At 68.9% G+C, this 19,918-nt stretch carries 21 protein-coding genes and 2 tRNA genes; 12 read left to right on the forward strand and 11 right to left on the reverse strand.

Annotated features, from left to right (window positions below; translation table 11 throughout):
* Nucleotides 1-53 precede the first annotated feature (53 nt).
* Nucleotides 54-1,025, reverse strand: a complete 972-nt coding sequence (locus GNZ18_RS31175; RefSeq protein WP_156220233.1) for an SDR family NAD(P)-dependent oxidoreductase — start codon at nt 1,023-1,025, stop codon at nt 54-56.
* A gap of 46 nt (nt 1,026-1,071) precedes the next feature.
* Between GNZ18_RS31175 and GNZ18_RS31180 the strand changes: the two genes are divergently transcribed.
* The 6 genes from GNZ18_RS31180 (at nt 1,072) to GNZ18_RS31205 (ending at nt 4,589) form a co-directional block, all read left to right on the forward strand.
* Nucleotides 1,072-1,503 carry a MerR family transcriptional regulator gene (locus tag GNZ18_RS31180; protein WP_374225429.1) on the forward strand — a complete coding sequence of 144 codons (432 nt, stop codon included), beginning with the start codon at nt 1,072-1,074 and terminating at the stop codon, nt 1,501-1,503.
* 80 nt (nt 1,504-1,583) lie between these two features.
* The gene (locus tag GNZ18_RS31185; RefSeq protein WP_156220235.1) at nt 1,584-2,258 is read left to right on the forward strand and encodes an O-methyltransferase; all 675 of its coding nucleotides are present in this window, start codon (nt 1,584-1,586) and stop codon (nt 2,256-2,258) included.
* A 219-nt stretch (nt 2,259-2,477) separates the two neighbouring features.
* Nucleotides 2,478-2,696: a hypothetical protein gene (locus GNZ18_RS31190; protein ID WP_156220236.1), complete on the forward strand. Its 219-nt coding sequence runs from the start codon at nt 2,478-2,480 to the stop codon at nt 2,694-2,696.
* Between the two features lie 85 nt (nt 2,697-2,781).
* Nucleotides 2,782-3,183: a hypothetical protein gene (locus GNZ18_RS31195; RefSeq protein ID WP_156220237.1), complete on the forward strand. Its 402-nt coding sequence runs from the start codon at nt 2,782-2,784 to the stop codon at nt 3,181-3,183.
* A gap of 64 nt (nt 3,184-3,247) precedes the next feature.
* Complete coding sequence (locus GNZ18_RS31200; RefSeq protein ID WP_216651499.1) at nt 3,248-3,949, forward strand: HAD family hydrolase; 702 nt, start codon at nt 3,248-3,250, stop codon at nt 3,947-3,949.
* A 286-nt stretch (nt 3,950-4,235) separates the two neighbouring features.
* Nucleotides 4,236-4,589, forward strand: coding sequence for a hypothetical protein (locus tag GNZ18_RS31205; RefSeq protein ID WP_156220238.1), 354 nt, complete (start codon nt 4,236-4,238; stop codon nt 4,587-4,589).
* A gap of 333 nt (nt 4,590-4,922) precedes the next feature.
* Here GNZ18_RS31205 and GNZ18_RS31210 read toward each other — a convergent pair.
* Nucleotides 4,923-4,995 (reverse strand) — tRNA-Arg (locus GNZ18_RS31210).
* A gap of 375 nt (nt 4,996-5,370) precedes the next feature.
* On the opposite strand from GNZ18_RS31210, the gene GNZ18_RS31215 reads away from it, so the two are divergent.
* A complete protein-coding gene (locus GNZ18_RS31215) occupies nt 5,371-5,784 on the forward strand; it encodes a hypothetical protein (RefSeq protein WP_246250787.1) in 414 nt (137 codons plus the stop codon).
* A 130-nt stretch (nt 5,785-5,914) separates the two neighbouring features.
* Nucleotides 5,915-6,007, forward strand: a tRNA-Ser gene (locus GNZ18_RS31220).
* Nucleotides 6,008-6,167: 160 nt separating this feature from the next.
* Here the strand turns inward: GNZ18_RS31220 and GNZ18_RS31225 are convergent.
* A complete protein-coding gene (locus tag GNZ18_RS31225; protein ID WP_312874857.1) occupies nt 6,168-6,671 on the reverse strand; it encodes an NUDIX domain-containing protein in 504 nt (167 codons plus the stop codon).
* Nucleotides 6,672-6,782: 111 nt separating this feature from the next.
* Between GNZ18_RS31225 and GNZ18_RS31230 the strand changes: the two genes are divergently transcribed.
* A complete protein-coding gene (locus tag GNZ18_RS31230; RefSeq protein WP_156220240.1) occupies nt 6,783-7,439 on the forward strand; it encodes an SMI1/KNR4 family protein in 657 nt (218 codons plus the stop codon).
* 250 nt (nt 7,440-7,689) lie between these two features.
* Here the strand turns inward: GNZ18_RS31230 and GNZ18_RS31235 are convergent, their stop codons facing one another.
* Nucleotides 7,690-8,226, reverse strand: coding sequence for a tyrosine-type recombinase/integrase (locus tag GNZ18_RS31235; RefSeq protein ID WP_312874874.1), 537 nt, complete (start codon nt 8,224-8,226; stop codon nt 7,690-7,692).
* Nucleotides 8,227-8,797: 571 nt separating this feature from the next.
* Here GNZ18_RS31235 and GNZ18_RS31240 point away from each other — a divergent pair.
* Together GNZ18_RS31240 and GNZ18_RS31245 are read left to right on the forward strand one after the other, a co-directional pair.
* On the forward strand, nt 8,798-9,982 hold the full coding sequence (locus GNZ18_RS31240) for a molybdopterin-dependent oxidoreductase (protein WP_214615878.1): 1,185 nt from the start codon (nt 8,798-8,800) through the stop codon (nt 9,980-9,982).
* Nucleotide 9,983: 1 nt separating this feature from the next.
* Entirely contained in the window at nt 9,984-10,502 is a 519-nt protein-coding gene (locus GNZ18_RS31245) for a hypothetical protein (RefSeq protein WP_156220242.1), read from the forward strand.
* Between the two features lie 643 nt (nt 10,503-11,145).
* On the opposite strand, the gene GNZ18_RS31250 is transcribed toward GNZ18_RS31245, so the two are convergent.
* The 3 genes from GNZ18_RS31250 to GNZ18_RS31260 all read right to left on the reverse strand — a co-directional run bounded on the left by GNZ18_RS31250 (nt 11,146) and on the right by GNZ18_RS31260 (nt 14,346).
* Nucleotides 11,146-11,382: a hypothetical protein gene (locus GNZ18_RS31250; protein ID WP_156220243.1), complete on the reverse strand. Its 237-nt coding sequence runs from the start codon at nt 11,380-11,382 to the stop codon at nt 11,146-11,148.
* A 594-nt stretch (nt 11,383-11,976) separates the two neighbouring features.
* A complete protein-coding gene (locus tag GNZ18_RS31255; RefSeq protein ID WP_156220244.1) occupies nt 11,977-12,864 on the reverse strand; it encodes an LLM class flavin-dependent oxidoreductase in 888 nt (295 codons plus the stop codon).
* Nucleotides 12,865-12,996: 132 nt separating this feature from the next.
* Entirely contained in the window at nt 12,997-14,346 is a 1,350-nt protein-coding gene (locus GNZ18_RS31260) for an FAD-binding oxidoreductase (protein ID WP_156220245.1), read from the reverse strand.
* 982 nt (nt 14,347-15,328) lie between these two features.
* Between GNZ18_RS31260 and GNZ18_RS31265 the strand changes: the two genes are divergently transcribed.
* Entirely contained in the window at nt 15,329-15,736 is a 408-nt protein-coding gene (locus GNZ18_RS31265; RefSeq protein ID WP_156220246.1) for a hypothetical protein, read from the forward strand.
* Nucleotides 15,737-15,869: 133 nt separating this feature from the next.
* Here the strand turns inward: GNZ18_RS31265 and GNZ18_RS31270 are convergent, their stop codons facing one another.
* From GNZ18_RS31270 to GNZ18_RS31285, 4 genes are read right to left on the reverse strand one after another with little or no spacing between them, the layout of a single operon-like run.
* A complete protein-coding gene (locus GNZ18_RS31270; protein WP_156220247.1) occupies nt 15,870-16,778 on the reverse strand; it encodes an ABC transporter substrate-binding protein in 909 nt (302 codons plus the stop codon).
* Complete coding sequence (locus GNZ18_RS31275) at nt 16,775-17,635, reverse strand: LLM class flavin-dependent oxidoreductase (protein WP_156220248.1); 861 nt, start codon at nt 17,633-17,635, stop codon at nt 16,775-16,777. Before GNZ18_RS31275 ends, GNZ18_RS31270 begins: the two co-directional genes overlap by 4 nt.
* 14 nt (nt 17,636-17,649) lie before the next feature.
* Nucleotides 17,650-18,750, reverse strand: a complete 1,101-nt coding sequence (locus GNZ18_RS31280; protein WP_156220249.1) for an LLM class flavin-dependent oxidoreductase — start codon at nt 18,748-18,750, stop codon at nt 17,650-17,652.
* Nucleotides 18,747-19,898 (reverse strand): ABC transporter substrate-binding protein, encoded by a 1,152-nt coding sequence (locus GNZ18_RS31285; protein WP_156220250.1) that lies wholly within the window; start codon nt 19,896-19,898, stop codon nt 18,747-18,749. The genes GNZ18_RS31280 and GNZ18_RS31285 overlap by 4 nt, the downstream gene beginning before the upstream one ends.
* Nucleotides 19,899-19,918 lie beyond the last annotated feature (20 nt).

The following is a 19,918-nucleotide window of genomic DNA, read 5'->3' on the forward strand; positions in this document are numbered from 1 at the left end:
GCCACGTCGGCCTACAGCGCCCAACCGACAGCCGACTCGCCACCACGCCGGGTTCATCGGAGGACCGGGGCAGCACCGGTCGCCGCGACGGAGAGGTCCCAGAGCCGCGCGGCCGACTCGGGAGCGATGGCGTATTCGCGGACGCCGCCGTCGTCCATGGGCTCGCCGGGGGCGGAGACGCGGGCGACGTCGCAGTCCTCAAGGTAGATGCCTCCGCGGTCGGCCAGCAGCGGAGAAGTGGCTGCCCAGAGACCGGTCGCGGCGCCCTGGGAGGGCGTCTTGAAACCGGCGCCGACCACGTTGCCGTGCTCGTCCACCCAGCCACGGTCGATCTGCTCCTGGAGGCTCATCTCCCGCTGGAGACCGGTGATGATCTTGCCCGGATGCAGGGCGAACGCCCGGATGCCGTCGTCGCGTCCGAGGGCGTCGAGGTGGACGGCGAACAGGGCATTGGCGGTCTTGGCCTGACCATAGGCCAGCCATTTATCATAACCGGTTCGAAAATGCGGGTCATTCCAGCGGATGTCGGTCAGAGTGTGCCCGGCAGAACTGTTGACGACAACACGCGCACCGCCAGCGACCAGGAGCAGATAAACCTCACACGCGAGAGTGAAGTGTCCGAAATGATTGGCGGTGAGCTGGCTCTCCCATCCACCGGGGCCGATGCGCAACTCAGGAGTGGCCATGACCCCGGCAAGGGCCATAAGGAAGTCGATCCTGTCGAGGGATTCGCTGATTCGCGCGCCGGCAACGCGGACGCTACCGAGGTCCGTAAGATCCATAGGGATCACTTCGCAGCCGTCCAGGCCCTTAAGGGCGGCGCGGGCGACACCGGGCCGGCGTGCCGGAACGATGACGCGGGCCCCCGCGGCCGCCATGGCCCGAGTGGTCGCCAGGCCGAGCCCGGAGTATCCGCCGGTCACGACGGCGGTCCTGCCGGAGAGGTCGATGCCGGCCATGACGTCCTCGGCGGTACTGGCAGCGGAGAACGGGGAGCCGAGCGACTGCTGATCAGTGGTGGTCATGCCGACGACGCTACGAGCTAGAGCGAGGTCTAGATCAAGCCCTAGGCTGGACGGCATGGAAACCGCCGAAACCCGCGCGGAACAGCTGAGCATCGGCGAGGTGGCCGAACGCACCGGGCTCAGCGTCCACGCACTGCGCTTTTACGAACGCGAAGGGCTGCTCGTCGGGCCCGTCCAGCGCACCGCGGGCGGACGACGGCGCTACACCCCCGTCGATGTCGACTGGCTGCTGATCTGCGTCAAACTCCGTGAATCCGGCATGCCGCTCGCCGACCTCAAACACTTCGCCGAGCTGGTGCGCCTCGGTCCGGGCAACGAGGCAGACCGCCTACGGCTCCTCGACGCCCATCAGCAACGCGTGGAGGCACAGATTCAGGCCCTGGAGGAGTGCCGCACCCTCATCGCCTGGAAAGCCGGTGTCTATGCCGAACACCTCGCTCGCGGCGAGGCGGGCGGCCTCTGGGACCCGACGGGCTGAGCCGGCGCCCCTGCCGTGCGCAGGCTCGTTGTGCAAAAGTGGATCATGGTTCGCTGTTTCAGCGGAGGAGGCAGCCGGAGATGTACGAATCGGACCAGACCTGGCGCGAGGTCGACGCCTACTTCGAGGATGCCCTCGTCGCCGAAGACGACGCGCTGACCGCGGCCCGAACATCTGGGACGCGCACCACCATGCCGCGAGCGGAGGTGTCCCCCAACCAGGGCAAGCTACTGGGGATGCTCTGCCAGATGGCCGATGCCACCCGCGTGCTGGAGTTCGGCACCCTCGCCGGATACAGCACGATCTGGTTGGCACGCGCCGTCGGCGACGGCGGCCATGTGACCACCCTGGAACTGGAGGAACAGAACGCCGAGGTCGCCCGGCAAAACCTCGAACGCGCGGGCGTCACCGACCGTGTCGAGATCCTGGCGGGCCCTGCCACCGAATCGGCACAGCGCCTCATCGACGACGCGGTTGAGCCCTATGACTTCGTGTTCATCGACGCCGACAAACCGAATAACCCGGCCTACCTCCGGGCCTCACTGGCACTGACACGCCCCGGCGCCGTGATCGTGATCGACAACGTCGTCCGCAACGGCACGGTCACCGATTCCGAGACCCTCGACGCCTCCACTCAGGGCGTGCGCGCGGTCGTGGCGGAAATCGCCCGCGATCCACGTCTGCACGCCACGGCGATCCAGACAGTGGGCGCCAAAGGCTGGGACGGCTTCCTCCTGATCCGCCGCACAGCCTGACCGCCGCCCGGCTGTTGCCACAAGCACGGCGCGCGAGCCAGGATCCGATGTGGCCTACCACCTGTCATTCTTCTGCCGCAGCGGCGAGGAGAACGCCTCGTCCGCACTCGTGAACCTCACCGAATCGGCGGGGCCTCCCATCCTGGCGAAACCCGGCACGGGCGACTACGTCAACGAGATCGCCGCCTGCGGTATCGCCACGGGCTGGATCGGACGGAGATGCATGCGGGTGTCGCCTTCATCGCCGAAGAGGTGATCGACGCTTCACCGGACAACGCTCCCGGAGTCTGGGGAAGCGACCTCCAAGTGCAGCTCACCCTGAGCGGCGAGATGGACGACGCCCTCGTCGATCGCATCTGGCGGACGTTGACCAACAGATGGGCAGCCGTCGCCTGGGACGAGTCGTCCGGATTCGACATCAACAAGGACCCCCACTAGTCGTCGGGAAGAGCCATGGTCACAGGCCATCCCGAGAAACGTCCTTGTCGAGGGATACCTTCGGGCTCTTGGACAGGGAGCGCAGATGAGCTACCACGTGCAGTTCTTCGCCAAACGGGGCGAGGTCGCGGCCTCTGACGCCCTCGATCAACTCATCGCGGCGGTCTCTGAGAGCGGTGGCCCCGTCCTGGTGCGGGAAAGGGGCGAGGAGCCCGGCGCTTCCTGGTGCGATCTCTTCGACAAGAAGACGATGACCAGCCCGCTCATCATCGAGCTGTGGACCGGCGCACGTGAGCTGGCCGAGGAGATCCTCGAACTCACCCCGGACGGTGACACCCACGGCATCCGGGGAAGTGACCTGATGGTCTCCGTCCAACTCCTGAGGGAAGCCGACTGGTCACTGATGCGGCGCGTCTGGGATGTCCTGGTGAGGCAGTGGGGCGCCGTCCCCTACGATTCCATATCGGAGTTCTCGCTCACCTTCTAAGCCACCGAGCGCGCCCGGCGGTCCCGCCGCGTCGTCCGCGCGATGGGTTTCCTACGATGCGTGCGTGCGAACCTTGGTGCTCTGGGACATCGACCACACGCTGATCAGTGTCCGCGGACTCAGCGCTGAGATCTATGCCACCGTGTTCCACCAGCTCACCGGCCGCGCCATCGAGCGGGTCGCGGACATGGCCGGTCGCACGGACCGGGCGATCACCGCTGAGACCCTGCGCTATCACGACGTCGAGCCCACGGTCGACCTCATGCTCAGCTTCACCGACGCGCTGGGCAGGGCGTTCGCCGCCAGGCAGGACGAGATCAAGGCGCGGGGCAGCGTCCTGCCAGGAGCACGGGCAGTGCTGGAGGCGCTCAGCGCAAGGTCCGACGTGGTGCAGTCCGTGCTGACCGGCAACATGAGGCCGATAGCGGAGTGCAAACTGAGCGCCTTCGGGCTGGAGCGGTTCGTCGACGTCGAGGTCGGCGCGTACGGCCTGGACCACGCCGACCGCCCTCCCCTGGTGAGGCTCGCGCAGGACCGCGCGGCCCTCAAGTACGGCGAGACGTTCGACGCGTCCAGGACGGTCCTGGTGGGCGACACCCCTCATGACGTGCACGCCGGCCACCAGGGCGGCGCCCGCGTGGTGGCGGTCGCGTCCGGCGCCAGCAGCGAGGCCGACCTGAGAGCGGCCGGCGCGGAGATCGTCCTGACCTCCCTGGCCGACACCGACGCCGCGGTGCACGCCATCCTGAACGTCAGCCGCCCATGACCCACGTCCCCGAGGCTCCGAAGGACGTCTCGACACGTCCGACCGCGTCGCCCCACCAACACCAAATCCCTCGCGATGATCGCCAGGAACCTCTGACCGGTGCGCGCCCGAAGGGATTCGAACTCCTAAGGGAGCCACCGCCCAACCCCGCGTGGCCGACGTCCCTCCTTCCGGATCGTCCGAAGTGCAGGGGAGACTGTTCGCCGTGATGTGCTCGGTGAGCCGTACAGTTCTGGCGGTCAAGGCCAGTGGGCCATGGCTGGTCCTGGTGGGCAGCACGTGGGCCGTGGACACCGAGAACGAGTCCCGCGTTCGACTCAGCCGGGGCCGCATGTGGTTGCTACCGCTCCTGGAGCGTCCACGGATTGACGTCGAGTCCGAAGCGCGGGCCCGCCTTGGGGCCGGCGATCCCGACGTAGGCGAAGCGCTGAGGGCCGTGATCGACATGGGCCTGAACGCTTGGTCGGACCACTGGCTCTCCAAGGCCGTGGTCTGGACGACGGACGAGGAAGTCGTCATCTTTTCCGAGCGTCTCCACGAGATCGCACTGGAAAGTACCGGGCCTCAGTCCCAAGACACCCGGCACGCGGCGAAACGACGGCTCAAGCGACTCGGACTGTGGTCGCCTAGTCGCGGGTGAGCTGTGAACGCCGTCCTCACCGAGGCAAGCGGGAAGCGTCGCAGCTCCTCACGAGGCTGCCGAAGAGGGGCGAACGCCCACGATCGACCAGGCAAGAAGTCGCCGTTCATCGCAATCACAACTGCCTCGACCTGAGGTGCGGGGAGGGCGCGGTCGCACGTCGTCCGCCGATCCTTGGGCCCACGTCCATCGCGCTCACGACGAATAGGTACGGCCATCGGCTCAATCAGGCGGCGGTGGAGGCCACGAATGGAGCCCTCTTCGGGACCTGATCAAATCCCAAGCCCCACGCAAGAAGCCCCTTCCAAGATCGGAAGAGACCTCTGAACTGTGCGCACCCGAAGGGATTCGAACCCCTAACCTTCTGATCCGTAGTCAGATGCTCTATCCGTTGAGCTACGGGTGCTTGCCGCCTGGCTCTCACCAGGAGTTTTACCAACGGGGCGAGAGTCTAGCAGCTCTCACGTGGGTGATTGCGCATATGATTCCTCGGCCCCGCGCCCCTCCAGTGTAGGGCACTCGCACCTGTGGACCGTCCCGCTGTCGCCACCGACCCGCGCGGGGACGTCGCGCCCCGCGACTCAACGTCCAGCGCCACGGCGACACCGGCCGCCCTGCGCGCTGCCTCCCGAGCGCCCGACGACCCGACGCATTGTGATCTGGGTCACGGAACCGTTTGTGGCGGGATGGCGCCAAAGGGGTAATCGAGACGTGAGTGACCTGCGAGGTCTACCCTCGTCCGATGTCCCAAACCCCCCTAGAAGGAGAAACCCCTATGCGCATGTCTGCCACCAAGCTCGTCGGCGTCCTCGCCATCGGTGGCGTGCTGCTCGGTTCTACGGCGTGCGGGCCGATCGACTCCGTGACCGGCGGAGGCAAGAAGAAGACCGCGTGCAAGAACATCGAGTCTGAGCTGCGCAGCGTCGCCTCCGGCGGCGCGTCGAGCGGGTCCGCGGCGAACGCCCAGAGGTTCGCGGACGCGGCGTCCAAGATCCGCACCGAGGGCCAGAACGCGGGCGGCGACGTCCAGACCGCCGCGACCAAGTTCGCGAGCGACCTCGACGACACGGCCGCCACCCTGCGACGTCTCAGCTCCGGCAACCTCTCCGGCGGCTCGCCCAACTTCACCGCGATGCAGCAGCACGGCAACGAGCTCGGCAAGGCCTGCGGCTACACCGGCTTCCGCCTGGGCTGAATCGCGACGCTCCGCTCCCGCGGCCCCGGGAGCGGAACCCCGCGATCCGGACTAATCTCAGGCCGCCCCGGGCCAGACTTTGCCGGTAGGCGCGCCGAACCGGTAGCCTGTCCTGAGCCTGAGGGCAACTGGAGGATTCGCCTAGTCCGGTCTATGGCGCCGCACTGCTAATGCGGTTTGGGTTTACCGCCCATCCGGGGTTCAAATCCCCGATCCTCCGCCACCTGACCAGGGGTTTCGCCGAAGATCGCATTCTCCGGCGAAACCCCTGTCGCGTTCCATATGTCCGTTTTGCTGGCCCTGGATAGCACATGGTGAGCACGAGATGTCGTGGCGGTATCACCGAGCCCAGGTCAGAGCCACCGAACTGGATCATGAAGTGACTACCCTGCGTGTTCATCTCGCTTCTTGCGTCGATCGGCCAGCGAGATCACGTTCGGTGGGACAGGAGGAGCGTCCGCGTGCGGCTCTCCGACCAGGTCGGCGCCGTAGGCCAGATACAGATCCTGCCGCGCGTCGGCGGACCCGATCATCGGCTGAAAGCTGTACAGGAACTCCACGCTGCGAGGGCGCCAGCCGGTCTCCTCCTCGGCCTCCCGCACAGCGGCGGCGGCCGGATCCTCTCCCGGATCGACGTACCCGCCGGGCACCTCCCAGTCCCAACGGTCGATGATGAACCGATGCCGGTAGATCAGCAGGATGTTCTCGCCGGCCTCGTCCAGCACGGCGGTCATGACGCAGCGGGGCAACCGGAGGACGTACTGATCGAAGCGGACTCCGGTGGGCAGCTCGACGCTGGCCACCGACAGGCGGATGTGGCGGTTCTCATCGACCGCGCGTTCGCCGTGAATCGTCCACTTCGTGCGGTCGGAAGAGATGTGCGTCACGCCCCGACCGTACCGCCCCCGCTGCTGGCTCGTCGGTCCGTCCGACACCCCTCGCCAGACGCGAAGAACGTCCTAAGTTTGGACCACCCTTGGCGTCCGTAGGATCGCCGCATGACTGTCGATGCTGATGGTGTGGAGCGGCTGGTTATGGCCTGGGGCCGGATCGAGACCTGGCTTCAGGCGTACGCGCCGGTCTCTGCCGCATTGCTGCGCCCCCCTGCCGATGAAGCCGCCTTAGTTGCGGCGGAGCAGGTCATGGGCGTGGAGCTTCCTGCGGGGCTGGCGGCTTGGTATCGGATCCATGACGGCGTGGACGAAGACGCGGCGCCTGATGACGCGGTAGAGGTCGCCGGAATTCTCCCGGCCGGCATGGCGATGTTGCCACTCGATTGGCTGGTGCGCGAGTACCTGACACCTACACAAGAATGGGAGGGTCGAGAGGAAGGGCTGCTGCCGTTCGCACGAACCCCTGGAGACGTCTGGTACGGCTGGTATGTCGATGCGCGCAAGAGTGAGACGACGTACGGCAACCTTGGCCGCTGGGCGGTTGACGAGGCGGACACACCCTTTCCAGGGTTCTCTGATGGGTGGCCCTTGCCGGACTGGTTGAGCGAGATCGCCGCTGTGCTAGAACAGGGACGTTCGATGAGACGCCCGGACGGTACTGAGGAGAAGGGTTCTCGGCCAGCGTTGTACCGGGGTGGGCTCACATGGGTGGACCCACGGGTGTTGCGTATCAATGCGGTCGTGCTCGATGGGCCTAGATGACAAAGGGATGGCCGGGGCGCGTCCTTGACGGACCGCCCCGGCCACCCTGGTTCGTGCCGAGTTAGGGCTTAGCGGAGGTGGTCGTCGGGGCGGGCTGGTGAGCACAGGGTGGGCACCAACTGTGGTGGATCATGGTGGACTGGGTGCACCCTGTGGAGTTTTGACCTGCAGAAACATGAATACGAATTACGTCATAGTACGCGTGACATGGAACTGCTAATGCGGTTTGGGTTTACCGCCCATCCGGGGTTCAAATCCCCGATCCTCCGCCAGCTGACCTGCGGGGATGCATCGCTGGACGCATCCCCGCAGTCGCGTTTGAGGGCCCGGAACAGGCCCGTGGCTGCACAATCGGGTCAACAGCGGAAAATCCGCAGGTCACGCCCCTAGCTGGGCTGCACACGAGGTGCACAGCCGCACGTCGGCGCTGTGCTCGGGAGCCGGGGCGAGCGCCGACCTTCCCGGCGCTGGAGAAAGCCGGAGATCGACATTGCGGCCTGCTCGGCGTTTCCTCCGCCACCACCGCGTAGACGTTCGCGGTGAACGCCTCGTCCGCATGCCCGAGGATTTCCGAGACGACCTTCATGCTGACTCCGGCCGCGTGCGCCATCGTCGCCGCGCCATGGCGCAGGTCGTGGAAGCGGACCGGCGCAGAACGGGCCCGTTGATCGCGGCCTGAACCCGTTCGGGCGTCGTGCGATGTCGGCGGGAGATCTTGTCGAGGTCCCAGCCTTCCTCCTGGTGACGGCGGCCGATGGCATTGTAGAGCTTGAAGACCTCGTTGAATAGCTTGGTGCTATAGCGGGGCAGACAGGCATACGGCTCGGTGCGAAAGCCCGACAGGCCGGCCAGGTCCGCGTTCGCCGAGTTGTTATCGCAGGTCGTGACGCTTGGGCGAACGGCTGCCAGAGGGGGTGCACGGCCGTCGTCTCCGTTCTCGGTGGTCCTTCACACAGACCCGCGAATGAGACGACGGCCGCCCGGCGACGAGCCGTCCCGACCGAGATATCACTTATGCGGCATTGATTCAGGTCAGGCGTTATCAAAAGGCTAAGGATAGTTAGGACCCCCATAGCCGTGGGAACGACAGACACTCCTGGCGGCCACGAAAAGGGGGGCTTGTGACTGGCATCGACTGTAGTGCCGGGCCGGGGCCGTGAACACCGCTCCCGACGGCCTCGTGGGCCCTGTGATCGGCGCCTGGCCACATGCCTGGACGTGACCGGCGTCGCGGCGGCGCGACCGCCGTACCCGCCTTTCCGGCGAGGCTCTGGCGGGCCCTGGAGCGAGCGCGCCCGCCCGGGTTCGGCCGGACCCGGGCGTGGCGCAGCCCGTTGCGGGGGCCGTGGCTGACTTCGATGTTCGGGTCGGTTCTGCTGGCGGCGCTCCCTGTAGTGATCGTCACAGGGCTGGTCTCCTACGTGGCGTATGCGCCGTGGTTCGGGCAGGCCTACCCGGCCCATGTCGGCTGGCTGCGCCTGCCGTACTTCACCTGGCCCACGCGGCCGATCTGGTTGTACCGGCTGAACCAGGGTCTGCACGTCGGCCTGGGACTGGTCCTGATACCGGTCGTACTGGCCAAGTTGTGGTCGGTGGCACCGAGGCTGTGGGCTTGGCCGCCCGCTCGTTCGCTCGCCCAGGTCCTGGAACGGCTCTCGCTGTTGTCGCTGGTGGGCGGCATCCTGTTCGAGATCGTCACCGGCGTCCTGGACATCCAGTACTGGTACGCGTTCCCGTTCGACTTCTACACCGCCCACTATTTCGGCGGATGGGTGTTCACCGGCGCGTTCCTCGCCCACGTCACCATCAAACTGCCGAAGCTCGTCCGCGCGCTGCGCTCACGCTCCCTCCGCCGGGAACTCCGGACCTCCCGCGCCGACACCCGTCCCGAACCCCCCGACCCCGACGGGCTGGTAGCGGCCGAACCGGCGCCGGCGACCCTCAGCCGCCGCGGCGCGCTGGCCGTGGTGGGCGGCGGCAGCACCCTGATCGCCGTCATGGTCGCGGGCCAGAGCATCGGCGGTACCGCCCGGCGGGTGGCGCTGCTGGCTCCCCGGGGCGGCTACCGGGACACACCGGAGGACTTCCCGATCAATCAGACCGCGGCCGCAGCCGCGATCATGCCCGCCGACATCGGCTCGGGCTGGCGCCTGACCTTGACCAGCGGCACGCGCACCGTTCAGCTGGAGCGGCCGCAACTGCTCGCCATGGCCCAGCACACCGCCGCGCTGCCCATCGCCTGCGTCGAGGGCTGGTCCACCATGCAGACCTGGACCGGTGTACGGCTGCGCGACCTCGCCGCCCTGGTCGGCGCCGGGCACCCGTCCTCGGCGCACGTCCGGTCGCTCCAGCGCGGCGGGGCCTTCAACCAGGCCACGCTTCAGCCCAACCAGATCCGCGCCCCCGACGCGCTGCTGGCCCTGAAGGTCAACGGCACCGACCTGCCCTTGGACCACGGCTATCCCGCCCGCGTCATCGTGCCCGCGCTGCCGGGCGTCCACAACACCAAATGGGTACGCTCCATCGACTTTCGGGATAGCTGACATGCGGCACAGGCTGGCGGTGATCAAGAACTTCTACGGCGCCGCCCCGCTACACCTGCTCGCCTTGGCGGTGTGCTTCGCGCTGGCCGGGTACGCGACCTCGCAAACCCTCTCCGCTCCGCACTGGCCGTGGATCTTCGTCTGGTTCGCCGGTGCCGTCATCGGCCACGACCTCGTGGCGTTCCCCCTGTACGCCCTCGCCGATCGTTCCCTGGTCCGGGCCCTGCGGGCGCTGCACCGCTCCCCCGCCCCGACACCGCCGCTCGTATCGGCGGTGAACCACGTCAGGCTGCCGGCGCTGGGAGCCGGGCTGTTGTTGCTGCTCTTCCTCCCCGTGATCATCCAGCGGGGGCGTCCGAGCTACACCGACGCCACCGGACGCACCCAGCAGGACTATCTCGGCCACTGGTGGCTGGTCACCGCCATCCTGTTCGCCGTCAGCGCCGTCGTCTACGCCCTGCGGCTCGGCCGCGCGCTACACCACCGCCGTGCCCCGGGCGATGATCCGACACCACTGTGACGCGGCGTCGGCGTGCCATGGGCGCCGCCGGTCGTGACGCGGTCTTTGCCAGGCCGACCCGGTAGGTCAGCGGCAGGCCGGGGCACGGCGCGATTGGATAGAAAGGGGGCGATTTGTCCTAGCCGGGGAGAGCTCCACCCTTGAAATCACCAGTACCCGGAACGTGCAACCACGGCCCGGGGGGCTGAATACGCATCGGCGGAGAATGGCGTCCCAGCAGACGCGGCAGCGCATCCTGCCCAGTTCGACGACCCCGTCCCAGCCAGGAGCATCACAGACTCACCGGAGCCGGGCACCTATGCCTCGATCTGCTCGCCAAGGGAGGCGATCAGCTCCAGGGCTTTACACGTCCAGTACGAGGGTGCCGAGCAACGCCGCCGCGACCGAGAGGTTCGGGTGCGCGTAGTTGAGCCGATCTTCGAGCCCGTCGACGAACCCGGCGGGCTTTGAGCTTCGTCGGAGTGTGTGCAGTGCCCTGGAGGGCGCATAGGCGATGGCGGGCCGGTGAGCAGGCCCAGGACAGCGAAGTTTGTGAACGCGTAGTAGGTGAAGGACCGCTGCGCCGATCCGCGGCTGATCAGGTAGGTGGTGTGTGTGACGCGGACGCCGTCGAACCACCAGAACCCGCCGATGGTGGGCAAGGCTAGGACGCGACCAGGCCGCGGGTCAGCGCGACCAGGATCGGGAGGCGCGGGCGGCCGAGCACCACCACCGTCAATGGCACGGCGTAAAGCGGCAGCAGGCCGTAGCTGAGGTAGGGAAGCGCGCCGAGCAGGATCCCGCCGAGCATGGCGGCTACAAGATCGCCGGTCGGGAGCTGCGGCAGGCCGCCGCCATGCGCGAGCCGCTCGCCCATGCCGTCGCCGCGCTGCGTGACCACGCGGGACCCCTCCAGCAGCCACCCCCGGGGTCGCCAGCGAGCGCGAGGGTGCGGCGGCTGGCGGCGACCGCGGCGAGGGTGTCGGCCAGCGCCGCCTCAGGCAGCGCCGCGGGCGGCTAATGCGGTTTGGGCTTACCGCCCATCCGGGGTTCAAATCCCCGATCCTCGGCCACCTGACCAGGGGTTTCGCCGAAGATCGCGTTCTCCGGCGAAACCCCTGTCGCGTTCCATGCTGGCTCTGGATCGACATGGTGAGCACGAGACGTCGTGACAGTGCCACCGAGCCGAGGTCAGGGCTCCCGGCCGGGTCCTGGAAGTGGCTAGCCTGCGCGCTCGACTCGCCTCTCGCGTCGAGCCACCAGCGAGATCACATCCGGCGGGGCAGCGGAACGGGAGCCGTGTCGGCCTTCGTCGAGGCAGGCGTCGCTCCGGCGGCGAGGCGCTCCTCCTCTCGGTGCCTGTGCCAGGCCAGCAGCACCGATACGGCCGTCGTGTCTAAGGCGACCGTGCGCTCCTCGGCGGCACCGGCGAGAGTTACGCCCTCATCATCGAGGAAGGCGTTCTATAACGTTGCAAGTCAAAGCTCCCTGGCGGTCAGGGTGTCGCCTGTTTGACCGGTGTGCGGAAGGTCTGGTCGAGGGCATCGGCGAGCAGGCCGATCTGCCGGGGGTCGCCCGTGCAGGGCAGAAGTACCAGGTCGTCGGCGCCCGCCGCGGTCAGGCGGTCGATCTCCAGCCGTAGTCGCTCGGGGTCGGTCAGCACGTCGGGCTGGATGTGAGGAAGGTAGTCGGGGCCGTAGTAGTGCGCCACGTAGGCGTCGGCGGTCTCGGCCGCGCCGGGTCCCAGGCAGAAGTAGCGCTCGACGATGACGCGGGGCCGCCCGGGTCGTGCGGCCTTGGCCCATTCCCGGTGGACGGCCTCGACGCCCTGTTCGAGGGTTTGCAGGCCGAAGGACGGGGCCACCCAGCCGTCCGACAGGCGGGCGGCGCGAGCGAACCCGGCGGGGACCAGGCCGGCCAGGAGCAGTCCGGGTCGGCCTTCGGGGAGGGCGGGGACCTGGCCGGAGGCTCCGGTCGTCTCGCCGCGCCACACGGCGCGCATCGCCGCGAGACCGGCCTCGAACGCGGCGCCGCGCCCGGTCATCGACACACCGCTGGCGGCGTAGTCCTCGGGCCAGCCGCCCATGCCCAGGCCCACGGTCAGCCGTCCGGCGCACAGCCGCTCCAGCGAGTCGATCTGCTTGGCCAGCAGTACGGGGTTGGCGCGGTAACCGGCGTTGAGGACGGTGGTCAACAGCTCGATGCGTTCGGTACGGGCCGCCGCGGCGGCCAGCGCGACCAGCGGGTCCAGGTTGTCGTACACCAGCCGGTCGATCACCCCCAGGGAGGCGAAGCCGCGCTCCTCGCTCTCCGCGGCCCAGTTCCCGATGACCGTGGCGTCCGTGTCCGGCACGGCGGCGGGCAGCCCTATTCCGACTCTCAAGACTTCTCCAAGTGATTGTGATCGTGTGCAGGTTCGAATGCGGTGCCGTTCGGGTCGGCAGCGTCGCCGTCTAGGGCGCCGGCGTGGCCCGTACCGTGTTGGAGCGGGGCTGAACTGGATCCGGCCGCGCCGTCATTCCGGCGTCCCCTTCGGGGGGATGTTGAAGTTGATGCGAAAGACGTTGCCGGGGTCGTGGACGGCCTTGAGTTCGGTCAGGCGGATGTAGTCGGCGGGCCGGTAGGCGGTGCGGACGATGTCGGGGGCGGTGTCCTCCACGCCGGCGAAATTGATGTTGGTGCCGCCGGTGCTCCAGGGGCGCAGGTCCATCAGGAGCCGGTCGCGCGACTCCAGGGCTGGCGTCGCGTCGGTGAGCGTCGCACCGGTGAACAGGCAGAAGGTCGCGTCCCGGCCGCCGACGCAGTTGGGGACCTCGGGTGGACGGGCGTAGGCGCCGCCGAAGTGCCGCAGCTCGGTGATGAACGGGGGCTGCGCGTCCGGCCCCGCGTGGGCCAGGAGCGTGTCGGCCGCGTCCTTGTCGATGTCGTGTAGGAAAACGTTTCGGTCATAGGCCACGTAAGGGGCGTCGGTGGGCTCGTGGTGGATGGTGCCGACCTCGGTGTAGGGCATGTCCCGCACCGTGTCCATCAAGGTGGGGCCGATCTCCCGCAGCGGCCGCACCAGTTCCTCTCCGCCTTCGGCACCGCTGAAGGCGATCCGTACATGGGTGACGAACCTGCCGCGCAGCGGCTCTGGCACAGCGGGCAGGTCCGGGTTCTGCGCCAGCAGCACCGAGGAGGCCATGTGCTCGGGCAGTGATCGGGTCCATTCGGTGTAGGCGTGCAGGACGTCGCCGGTGGCTTCGGCGGGGAAGTAGAGACCGCCGCCATACAGCCGTGCCACCGGGAACAGCTCGACCTCCATGCCGACCACGACACCGAAGTTGTCCTTGCCGCCGCGCACCGCCCAGAACAGGTCAGGGTCGCTGTCGGGGCCGACCTCGCGTAGACGGCCGTCGGCGGTGACCATGCGCAGCCGCCGCACGTGGTCGGCGGCAAAACCGAAGCGGCGGCCGAGCAGGCCCGCGCCACCGCCGGTCGTGTAGCCCACCGCGCCCACATTCGGGCTGGAGCCGTTGAGCGGGGCCAGGCCATGTGCGCCGGCCCGCTCCACGACCTGCCGCCACCGCGTCCCCGCCTCCACCCAGGCGGTCCTGGCCTGCGGGTTCACCTCCACACCGTTCATCCGCCCGGTATTGATCAGCACGGCGCCGTCCGCCGCCACCGTCGGGCTGTGCCCGGTGGCCATCACACCGACGGCCCGTCCCTCCGCCACCGCCATCCGCACAGCGGCGACCACATCGTGTTCGCTCGCGGCGCCGACCACGTATTCCGGACACGACTCCACCGCCCGGTTGAGCCCCAGCCGCTCGTCGTCATATTCAGGCTCACCAGGTCGAAAGACCTGGCCCAAAGGTAGGTTCATGCAGGTCAACGTATTCACGCAGGGGACGCCGGTCTTGTAGGAATCGGACACCAGACGCCCGGCGAAGCCACCGGCCCCCGATCCGCACCGCCCGAAAACAACGCCCCTCGCCGCTCTCCCGGCTCCAGCGTTCTGCGGGGCTGCGCTGCTGCTCTTGGAGCTTTCGATCCGCAGGCCCTGGCCGCGTGCGGCCGCTTCGCGCCTAATGACGTCGCGAAGCTCCCGAGGGTCGGAGCCTGCGGCACCCTAGCCTCGCCGCTGCCCCCCGGCCCCAAAGGCCCAGACGGCCAGCCCCGGCCTCCACCCGGTCCGCTCCGCCTCCTGAGCCGGCAAGCTCCGGAGCGACGCTCGGGCCCGCACCCGTCCGCCCACGCGGATGGCAGCCTTGCGGCACCGCGAGGACTAGCGCCTGGACGTCGGCGAGGCGGATGTTATCCGTTCCCCCAGAGGGCGGCGTCCTGACCTGGAGTTGGTAGGTCTCCGGATCAGGACGGCACGACGATGCCGAACTCGCGGAGACTCGGCAGCGCTTGGGAGAGGCATTCACCTACAGTGCGGTCGTCGGTTCGGACACCGGAGCTCAACGGGCCACTTTTGGCGGCGAACGTCCAGGCGGGCTTGTTCTCGGCCAGCTGTTCCGGATCCATCCTGATGAACGCGTTGACGCCCTGCTCGCCCAGCCGCTCCAGGATGGGCAGACGCGCAGCGATGAAGTCAGCGGCTGCGTTCCGGAGAGCTCGCGCGCGGCCGGACCAGGCTCCGGCCGCTCAAACCGACCATGTCCGCGCTCTTGGCCGGCTGCGTGGCCCACGGCAGGCCATAAGTTCTGCTACTTCTCTGACGGTATTCGGTGATTCAACATTTTCGGACCCAACTTTAAGTGATCACCCGCATGTCGCGGCAGCGAAAGTACAGGTTTACCACGATGACCATCGGGGCGAGCAATGGTCACCGTTGTGTCCATCCGACAGGAAGGACAAGCATGGCCATCAAGAGGGCGATCTCCTATGCCGTCGCCACGGTGGCGGCCGTGGCTCCACTCGCGATCACGCCCAGTGCATCGGCCGATACGCCGGCAAGGACAGCCACCGCACCGGCCGCCGCGTGCCACTTCGGGGCCAACCCGCCGTACTTGTCCGGCAGGGAAGTCTCCGCCAGTGTCTGGTCCACGCGCGGTTGCCCGAAGTCGGGCAGCTACACGGGCAACCTCCAGCGCAAACGCTGGTATGGATGGCAGACCCTGCGCCACAAGAAATGGTGGGGCGCTGGAGGCTACTCCTTGACCAAGGGCTGCAAGAAGGGCAGCACCTACACCTACCGGTCCTACATATCCAGGTGGCCGGATGGCCGCCATGTATACAGCGCTCAGCGCAGACTCAAGTGTCGCTAGCGAAAACGGACAACTGAGGTCAGCCTCGATGCGGCAGCGCACCGGGCGGCCATGGGAACGGCGCCGACCGCAGTGGTCGGCGCTGTTTTCGATCAGGAATTGTTGCGTCCGTTTCCTGCCTGGTGGGCGCGGGTCAGGGTTGGTGGGCTTGGTGGACGGCTTCGCGGACGGTCCAGATCAGGTCCGGGACGAAGGCGGCGCGGGCTGAGCCGGCCCGGTCGAGGAGGCCGCCCGCGACGAGCAGGGCGCCGTGGCGGTCCTGCTCGTCGATGAACGCGCTGTCGATCGGTGCCAGGCCCCACGGCATGCGGCGGAGCATCGCCTCCCAGGTGCGGGCGGAGCCGCCCCAACTCGCCGCGTCGTAGCGTCGTTCGGCGGCGCGCCGTTCGGCGGCGCGGGCGTGGTCGGCGACCACCCAGCGGTTCGCCCGCTCCATCGCGGTGAGGACGGTGCGCAGCGTGTCCCGGCTCTCCTCCGCGAACCGCCTGGTGGCGGCGAACAGGTGCCGGTTGGACACCGCGCTGTCGGTGGGCACGAGGTGCCGCACCCGGCCGGTCTCATCCGCCTCGATGAGGCGGGGGCCGAGGATCGTGGCGGCGTCGATCTCGCCCGCGAGGAGCCGTTCGAGGTCGGCGTCGCCTGCCGATTCGACGGTCTCGACGTCCCTGATCGTCAGCCCGGCCTGGTCGAGCGCGCCCGCGACGAGTTGGGCGGGCCAGGCGGGCGGGGGGAAGGCCACCCGGCGGCCTTTCAGGTCGGCGGGGGTGTGCACCGGGCCGTCGGCGCGGACGACCAGCGCCCCTTGCAGCGGCCGGTTGGCGGACGAGGCGACGTAGACGAGGGGCAGGTCGTCGGCGTGCGCGCGGAGCATGGGGGTCTGGCCGCAGCCGACGAAGTCCAGGTCGCCGCCCAGCAGCCAGGGCGCGCGGGGGCCGGGCGAGTACGGCACCCATTCGACGTCCAGTTCGGGCTCCAGCAGCCCGAGCGTGGACAGGAAGTACAGCACCGGGTCGTGCCCGTTGACGCCGATCCGGACCGTCATCGGGAACCCCCGGCGGTCCGTTCGCGGACGAGCGGGAGCAGCCGTTCGCCGAGTTCGGTGTGGGTGTGGTGGCGGGCGCCGAGCACGAACCGGGTGGCGCCGGTCTTCCGGTGGTAGTCGGTGATCGTGTCCGCGACCGCTCGCGGCGTGCCGACCAGCAGGGTCCCGGGGGCGACGTCGGGGCCTGTCGCGTTGGCGCGTTCCCGCGCCTCCTCCTCGGTGTCGCCGAGGACGGGGTCGAGTTCGATCGCGAACTCGATGGTGCGGCCGTGTTCCGTGGCCGCCTGCCGGATCCTCGCGAAGTCGGCGAGGGGTTCGGCCGGGGTCACGTGGACGTCGGAGTACCGGGCCGCCAGTTCCAGGGCCTCGGGCGACGTGCCGTCGGAGAAGATCAGCGGGGTCTGCACCGGGCGGATCTCGGAGAAGGCGTCCCGGACCTGGTAGTGCACGCCCTCGTAGTCGAACGGCTCGGGTTCGGTGAGTTCGCGTTCGAGGATGTCCAGGTACTCGCGGGCGCGGGCGTACCGGTCGTCCTCGGGGAGGAAGTCGCCGTCACGGTGCCGATCGTCGGTGGACCCGGCGATGACCTGGAGGGACGTCCGGCCGCCGGAGAACTGGTCGAGGGTGGCGAGCTTGCGGGCGGCCACGGTCGGGGCGACGACCCCGGGCCGGTGCGCGATGAGGATCTTCAGCCGGGTGGTGGCGCGCAGGGCCTCGGCGGCGACCAGCCACGGGTCCGGCGAGGAGCTCCCGTACGTCAGTATCACCCGGTCGAACCCGGCGGCCTCGGCCTCCTGCGCGGCGCGGCCGCCAGGGGCCGGCCCGTCGTCCACATGACCGATGAACTCGATCGTCATCTCTCGGCCTCCTTTCAGTTCCGGCCGGCCGGAGCGGACGCCCGGGCAGCGATCCGTTCCCGGGTGAGCGGCAGCAGTTCCCGGCCGAGTTCGGGGGCGGGCGTCCCGTAGGTCATGATCAGGAAGTGGTGGACGCCCAGCTCGTGGTAGTCCGCCAGGGCCTCGGCGACGGTCTCGGGGGTGCCGACCAGCGCGGAGTGGTTGACCGGGGAGCCGGTGGCGCGGGCGATGCCGAGGAACAGGGCGCGGTCGTGCCGGTCGGCCCGCTCGGAGAACGCGACGATGCGGCGGGAGCCCTCGTTCTCGGGCTGCTGCGTTCGCTTGGCCTTGGCGCGACCGTCGGCTTCGGCCGCCGCCCGCAGTTCGTCCGCCCGCCGCCACGCCTCCTCCTCGGTGTCGCCGAGGATGGGCCGGAAGCTGGACATGAACCCGATCTCGCGGCCGTGCGCGGCGGCCAACTCGCGCACCCGGGCGATCTGCGCGGCGGTGTCGGCCAGCGGCTCGCCCCAGGTGGCGTACACGTCGGTGTGCCGGGCGGCCAGCTCCAGCGCCTCGGCCGAGGACCCGCCGGAGAAGATCGTCGGGTGCGGGGTCTGCACCGGCCGGATCTCGGAGAAGGCGTCCCGCACCCGGTAGTGCTCACCCTCGTAGTCGAACGGCTCGGTGGCGGTCAGCTCGCGTTTGAGCAGGTCCAGGTACTCCTCGGCGCGGGCGTAGCGCTCGGCCTTGGGCAGGAAGTCGCCGTCGCGCCGCTGGCCGTAGTCGGTGGAGCCGGCGATGACGTGCAGCGCCGCCCGTCCGCCGGAGTACCGGTCCAGGGTGGCCAGCGAGCGGGCGGCCAGGGTGGGCGCGTGGAAGCCGGGCCGGTGCGCGACCAGGGTGCGCAGCCGGGTGGTGGCGGCCAGCACCTCGGAGCCGACGAGGAAGGTGTCCGGCCAGTTGCTCTCGTACACCAGCAGCGCCTGGTCGAACCCGGCGTCCTCGACCGCGCGGGCGGTCTCGGCGATCTCGCCCTGCCGGTAGTCGCGGATCCGCCGGTCGCCGGGCACGAACGCCGAACCGCCGGACATGTCCAGGCCGGAGCCGACGACGGTGGTGAAGCTGACCTCGCTCATGCCTTCGGCCCCCCGAAGATCGCGGTCCACCGCGGCTGGTTCTGCTTCAGCAGCCCGGAGAAGTCCTTGGCCGGGATGGACTTGAGCTTGTAGCCCGACAGGTCGGGGAACCCGGGCGGGGCGGACGAGCCCGGGATCGTGCCGTAGTTGTAGGAGTACTCCGCGATCTGCTTCTGGGCGGTCGGGGTGAACAGCCACGTCTCCAGCAGCTTGGCCGCGTCCGCGTTGGGGGCGCCTTCGAGGACGCCGTAGCCGGGACCGTTGAGCACCCAGGCGTCGGTGAGCGAGCCGACGGCGATCGGCGCGCCCCGCTCCTTGGCGTTGGCGGCGATCTGGCTGGGGCCCCAGATGGTGAGGCCGTACCGGCCCTGCGCGACGGCCTGCACGGCGTCGACGACGCTCTTGTACCGGTTCTCCACCGGGACGAGCGTGTTGAGCTGCTTGAGCTGGTCCTCGTTGAGGAGGCCGTTGGTCTTCAGGGTGGCCAGCGAGAAGTCGGTGGGGCTGACCCCGTTCGGCTGGCCGAACGTCAGCCTGCCCTTCCACTTCGGGTCGAGGACGCCGGCGAGCGTGGTCGGCGCCTCGCCCTTGCGCACCAGCCGGGTGTTGTAGACGAGGCCGAACAGGCTCTGGAACGGGACGTTGTAGCGGTGGTCCGGCTCCTTGAAGTCCGCGGCGAGCTTCGCCGCCGTCGGCGGGTCGTAGGCGGCCAGGCGCTTTTGACCGAGGAAGTAGCCGACGTCGCTCGGGCCGCTGAGCACCGCGTCGGCGGTGCGCTTGCCGCTGGCGAACTCGCCGTCCACCTTGGCGAACAGCTGCGCGCCGGACAGCAGTTGGGCGTCGACCTTGATGCCGGGGTAGGTGGCGGCGAACGTGGCGAACACCTTGCCGAGGGCCTCGTTCGGGTCGGACGGCGCGTACGGCGAGTACAGGTGGACGGTCGTCTTCCCGGACGACTTGGCCGCCTTGTAGAGCCGGTCGAGTTCGGCCTTGCCGGCCGCGTCGACCCCGGCGAGGTCGTCCGCCTTCGCGGGGCCGGCCGAGCCACCGCCGCCGGCGGCGTCGGAGCCGCCGCAGGCCGCGAGCAGGGCGATCAGCGGTGCGATCGCCGCGCCGGCGAGCAGCTTCCTGCGTCGTATCCTGGTCACTTCGTCTTCCTTAGGGTTGT

This window comes from Actinomadura litoris, from assembly GCF_009733595.1.
Lineage (GTDB): Bacteria > Actinomycetota > Actinomycetes > Streptosporangiales > Streptosporangiaceae > Spirillospora > Spirillospora litoris.

What these genes read in the sequence shown, in the direction of transcription:
- GNZ18_RS31175 (WP_156220233.1), bottom strand. Translation starts at nt 1,025, where the DNA reads ATGACCACCACTGATCAGCAGTCGCTCGGCTCCCCGTTCTCCGCTGCC.
- GNZ18_RS31185 (WP_156220235.1), top strand. Translation starts at nt 1,584, where the DNA reads ATGTACGAATCGGACCAGACCTGGCGCGAGGTCGACGCCTACTTCGAG.
- GNZ18_RS31215 (WP_246250787.1), top strand. Translation starts at nt 5,371, where the DNA reads ATGTCTGCCACCAAGCTCGTCGGCGTCCTCGCCATCGGTGGCGTGCTG.
- GNZ18_RS31230 (WP_156220240.1), top strand. Translation starts at nt 6,783, where the DNA reads ATGACTGTCGATGCTGATGGTGTGGAGCGGCTGGTTATGGCCTGGGGC.
- GNZ18_RS31195 (WP_156220237.1), top strand. Translation starts at nt 2,782, where the DNA reads ATGAGCTACCACGTGCAGTTCTTCGCCAAACGGGGCGAGGTCGCGGCC.
- GNZ18_RS31245 (WP_156220242.1), top strand. Translation starts at nt 9,984, where the DNA reads ATGCGGCACAGGCTGGCGGTGATCAAGAACTTCTACGGCGCCGCCCCG.
- GNZ18_RS31275 (WP_156220248.1), bottom strand. Translation starts at nt 17,635, where the DNA reads ATGACGATCGAGTTCATCGGTCATGTGGACGACGGGCCGGCCCCTGGC.
- GNZ18_RS31265 (WP_156220246.1), top strand. Translation starts at nt 15,329, where the DNA reads ATGGCCATCAAGAGGGCGATCTCCTATGCCGTCGCCACGGTGGCGGCC.
- GNZ18_RS31270 (WP_156220247.1), bottom strand. Translation starts at nt 16,778, where the DNA reads ATGACGGTCCGGATCGGCGTCAACGGGCACGACCCGGTGCTGTACTTC.
- GNZ18_RS31260 (WP_156220245.1), bottom strand. Translation starts at nt 14,346, where the DNA reads ATGAACCTACCTTTGGGCCAGGTCTTTCGACCTGGTGAGCCTGAATAT.
- GNZ18_RS31190 (WP_156220236.1), top strand. Translation starts at nt 2,478, where the DNA reads ATGCATGCGGGTGTCGCCTTCATCGCCGAAGAGGTGATCGACGCTTCA.
- GNZ18_RS31280 (WP_156220249.1), bottom strand. Translation starts at nt 18,750, where the DNA reads ATGAGCGAGGTCAGCTTCACCACCGTCGTCGGCTCCGGCCTGGACATG.
- GNZ18_RS31240 (WP_214615878.1), top strand. Translation starts at nt 8,798, where the DNA reads ATGTTCGGGTCGGTTCTGCTGGCGGCGCTCCCTGTAGTGATCGTCACA.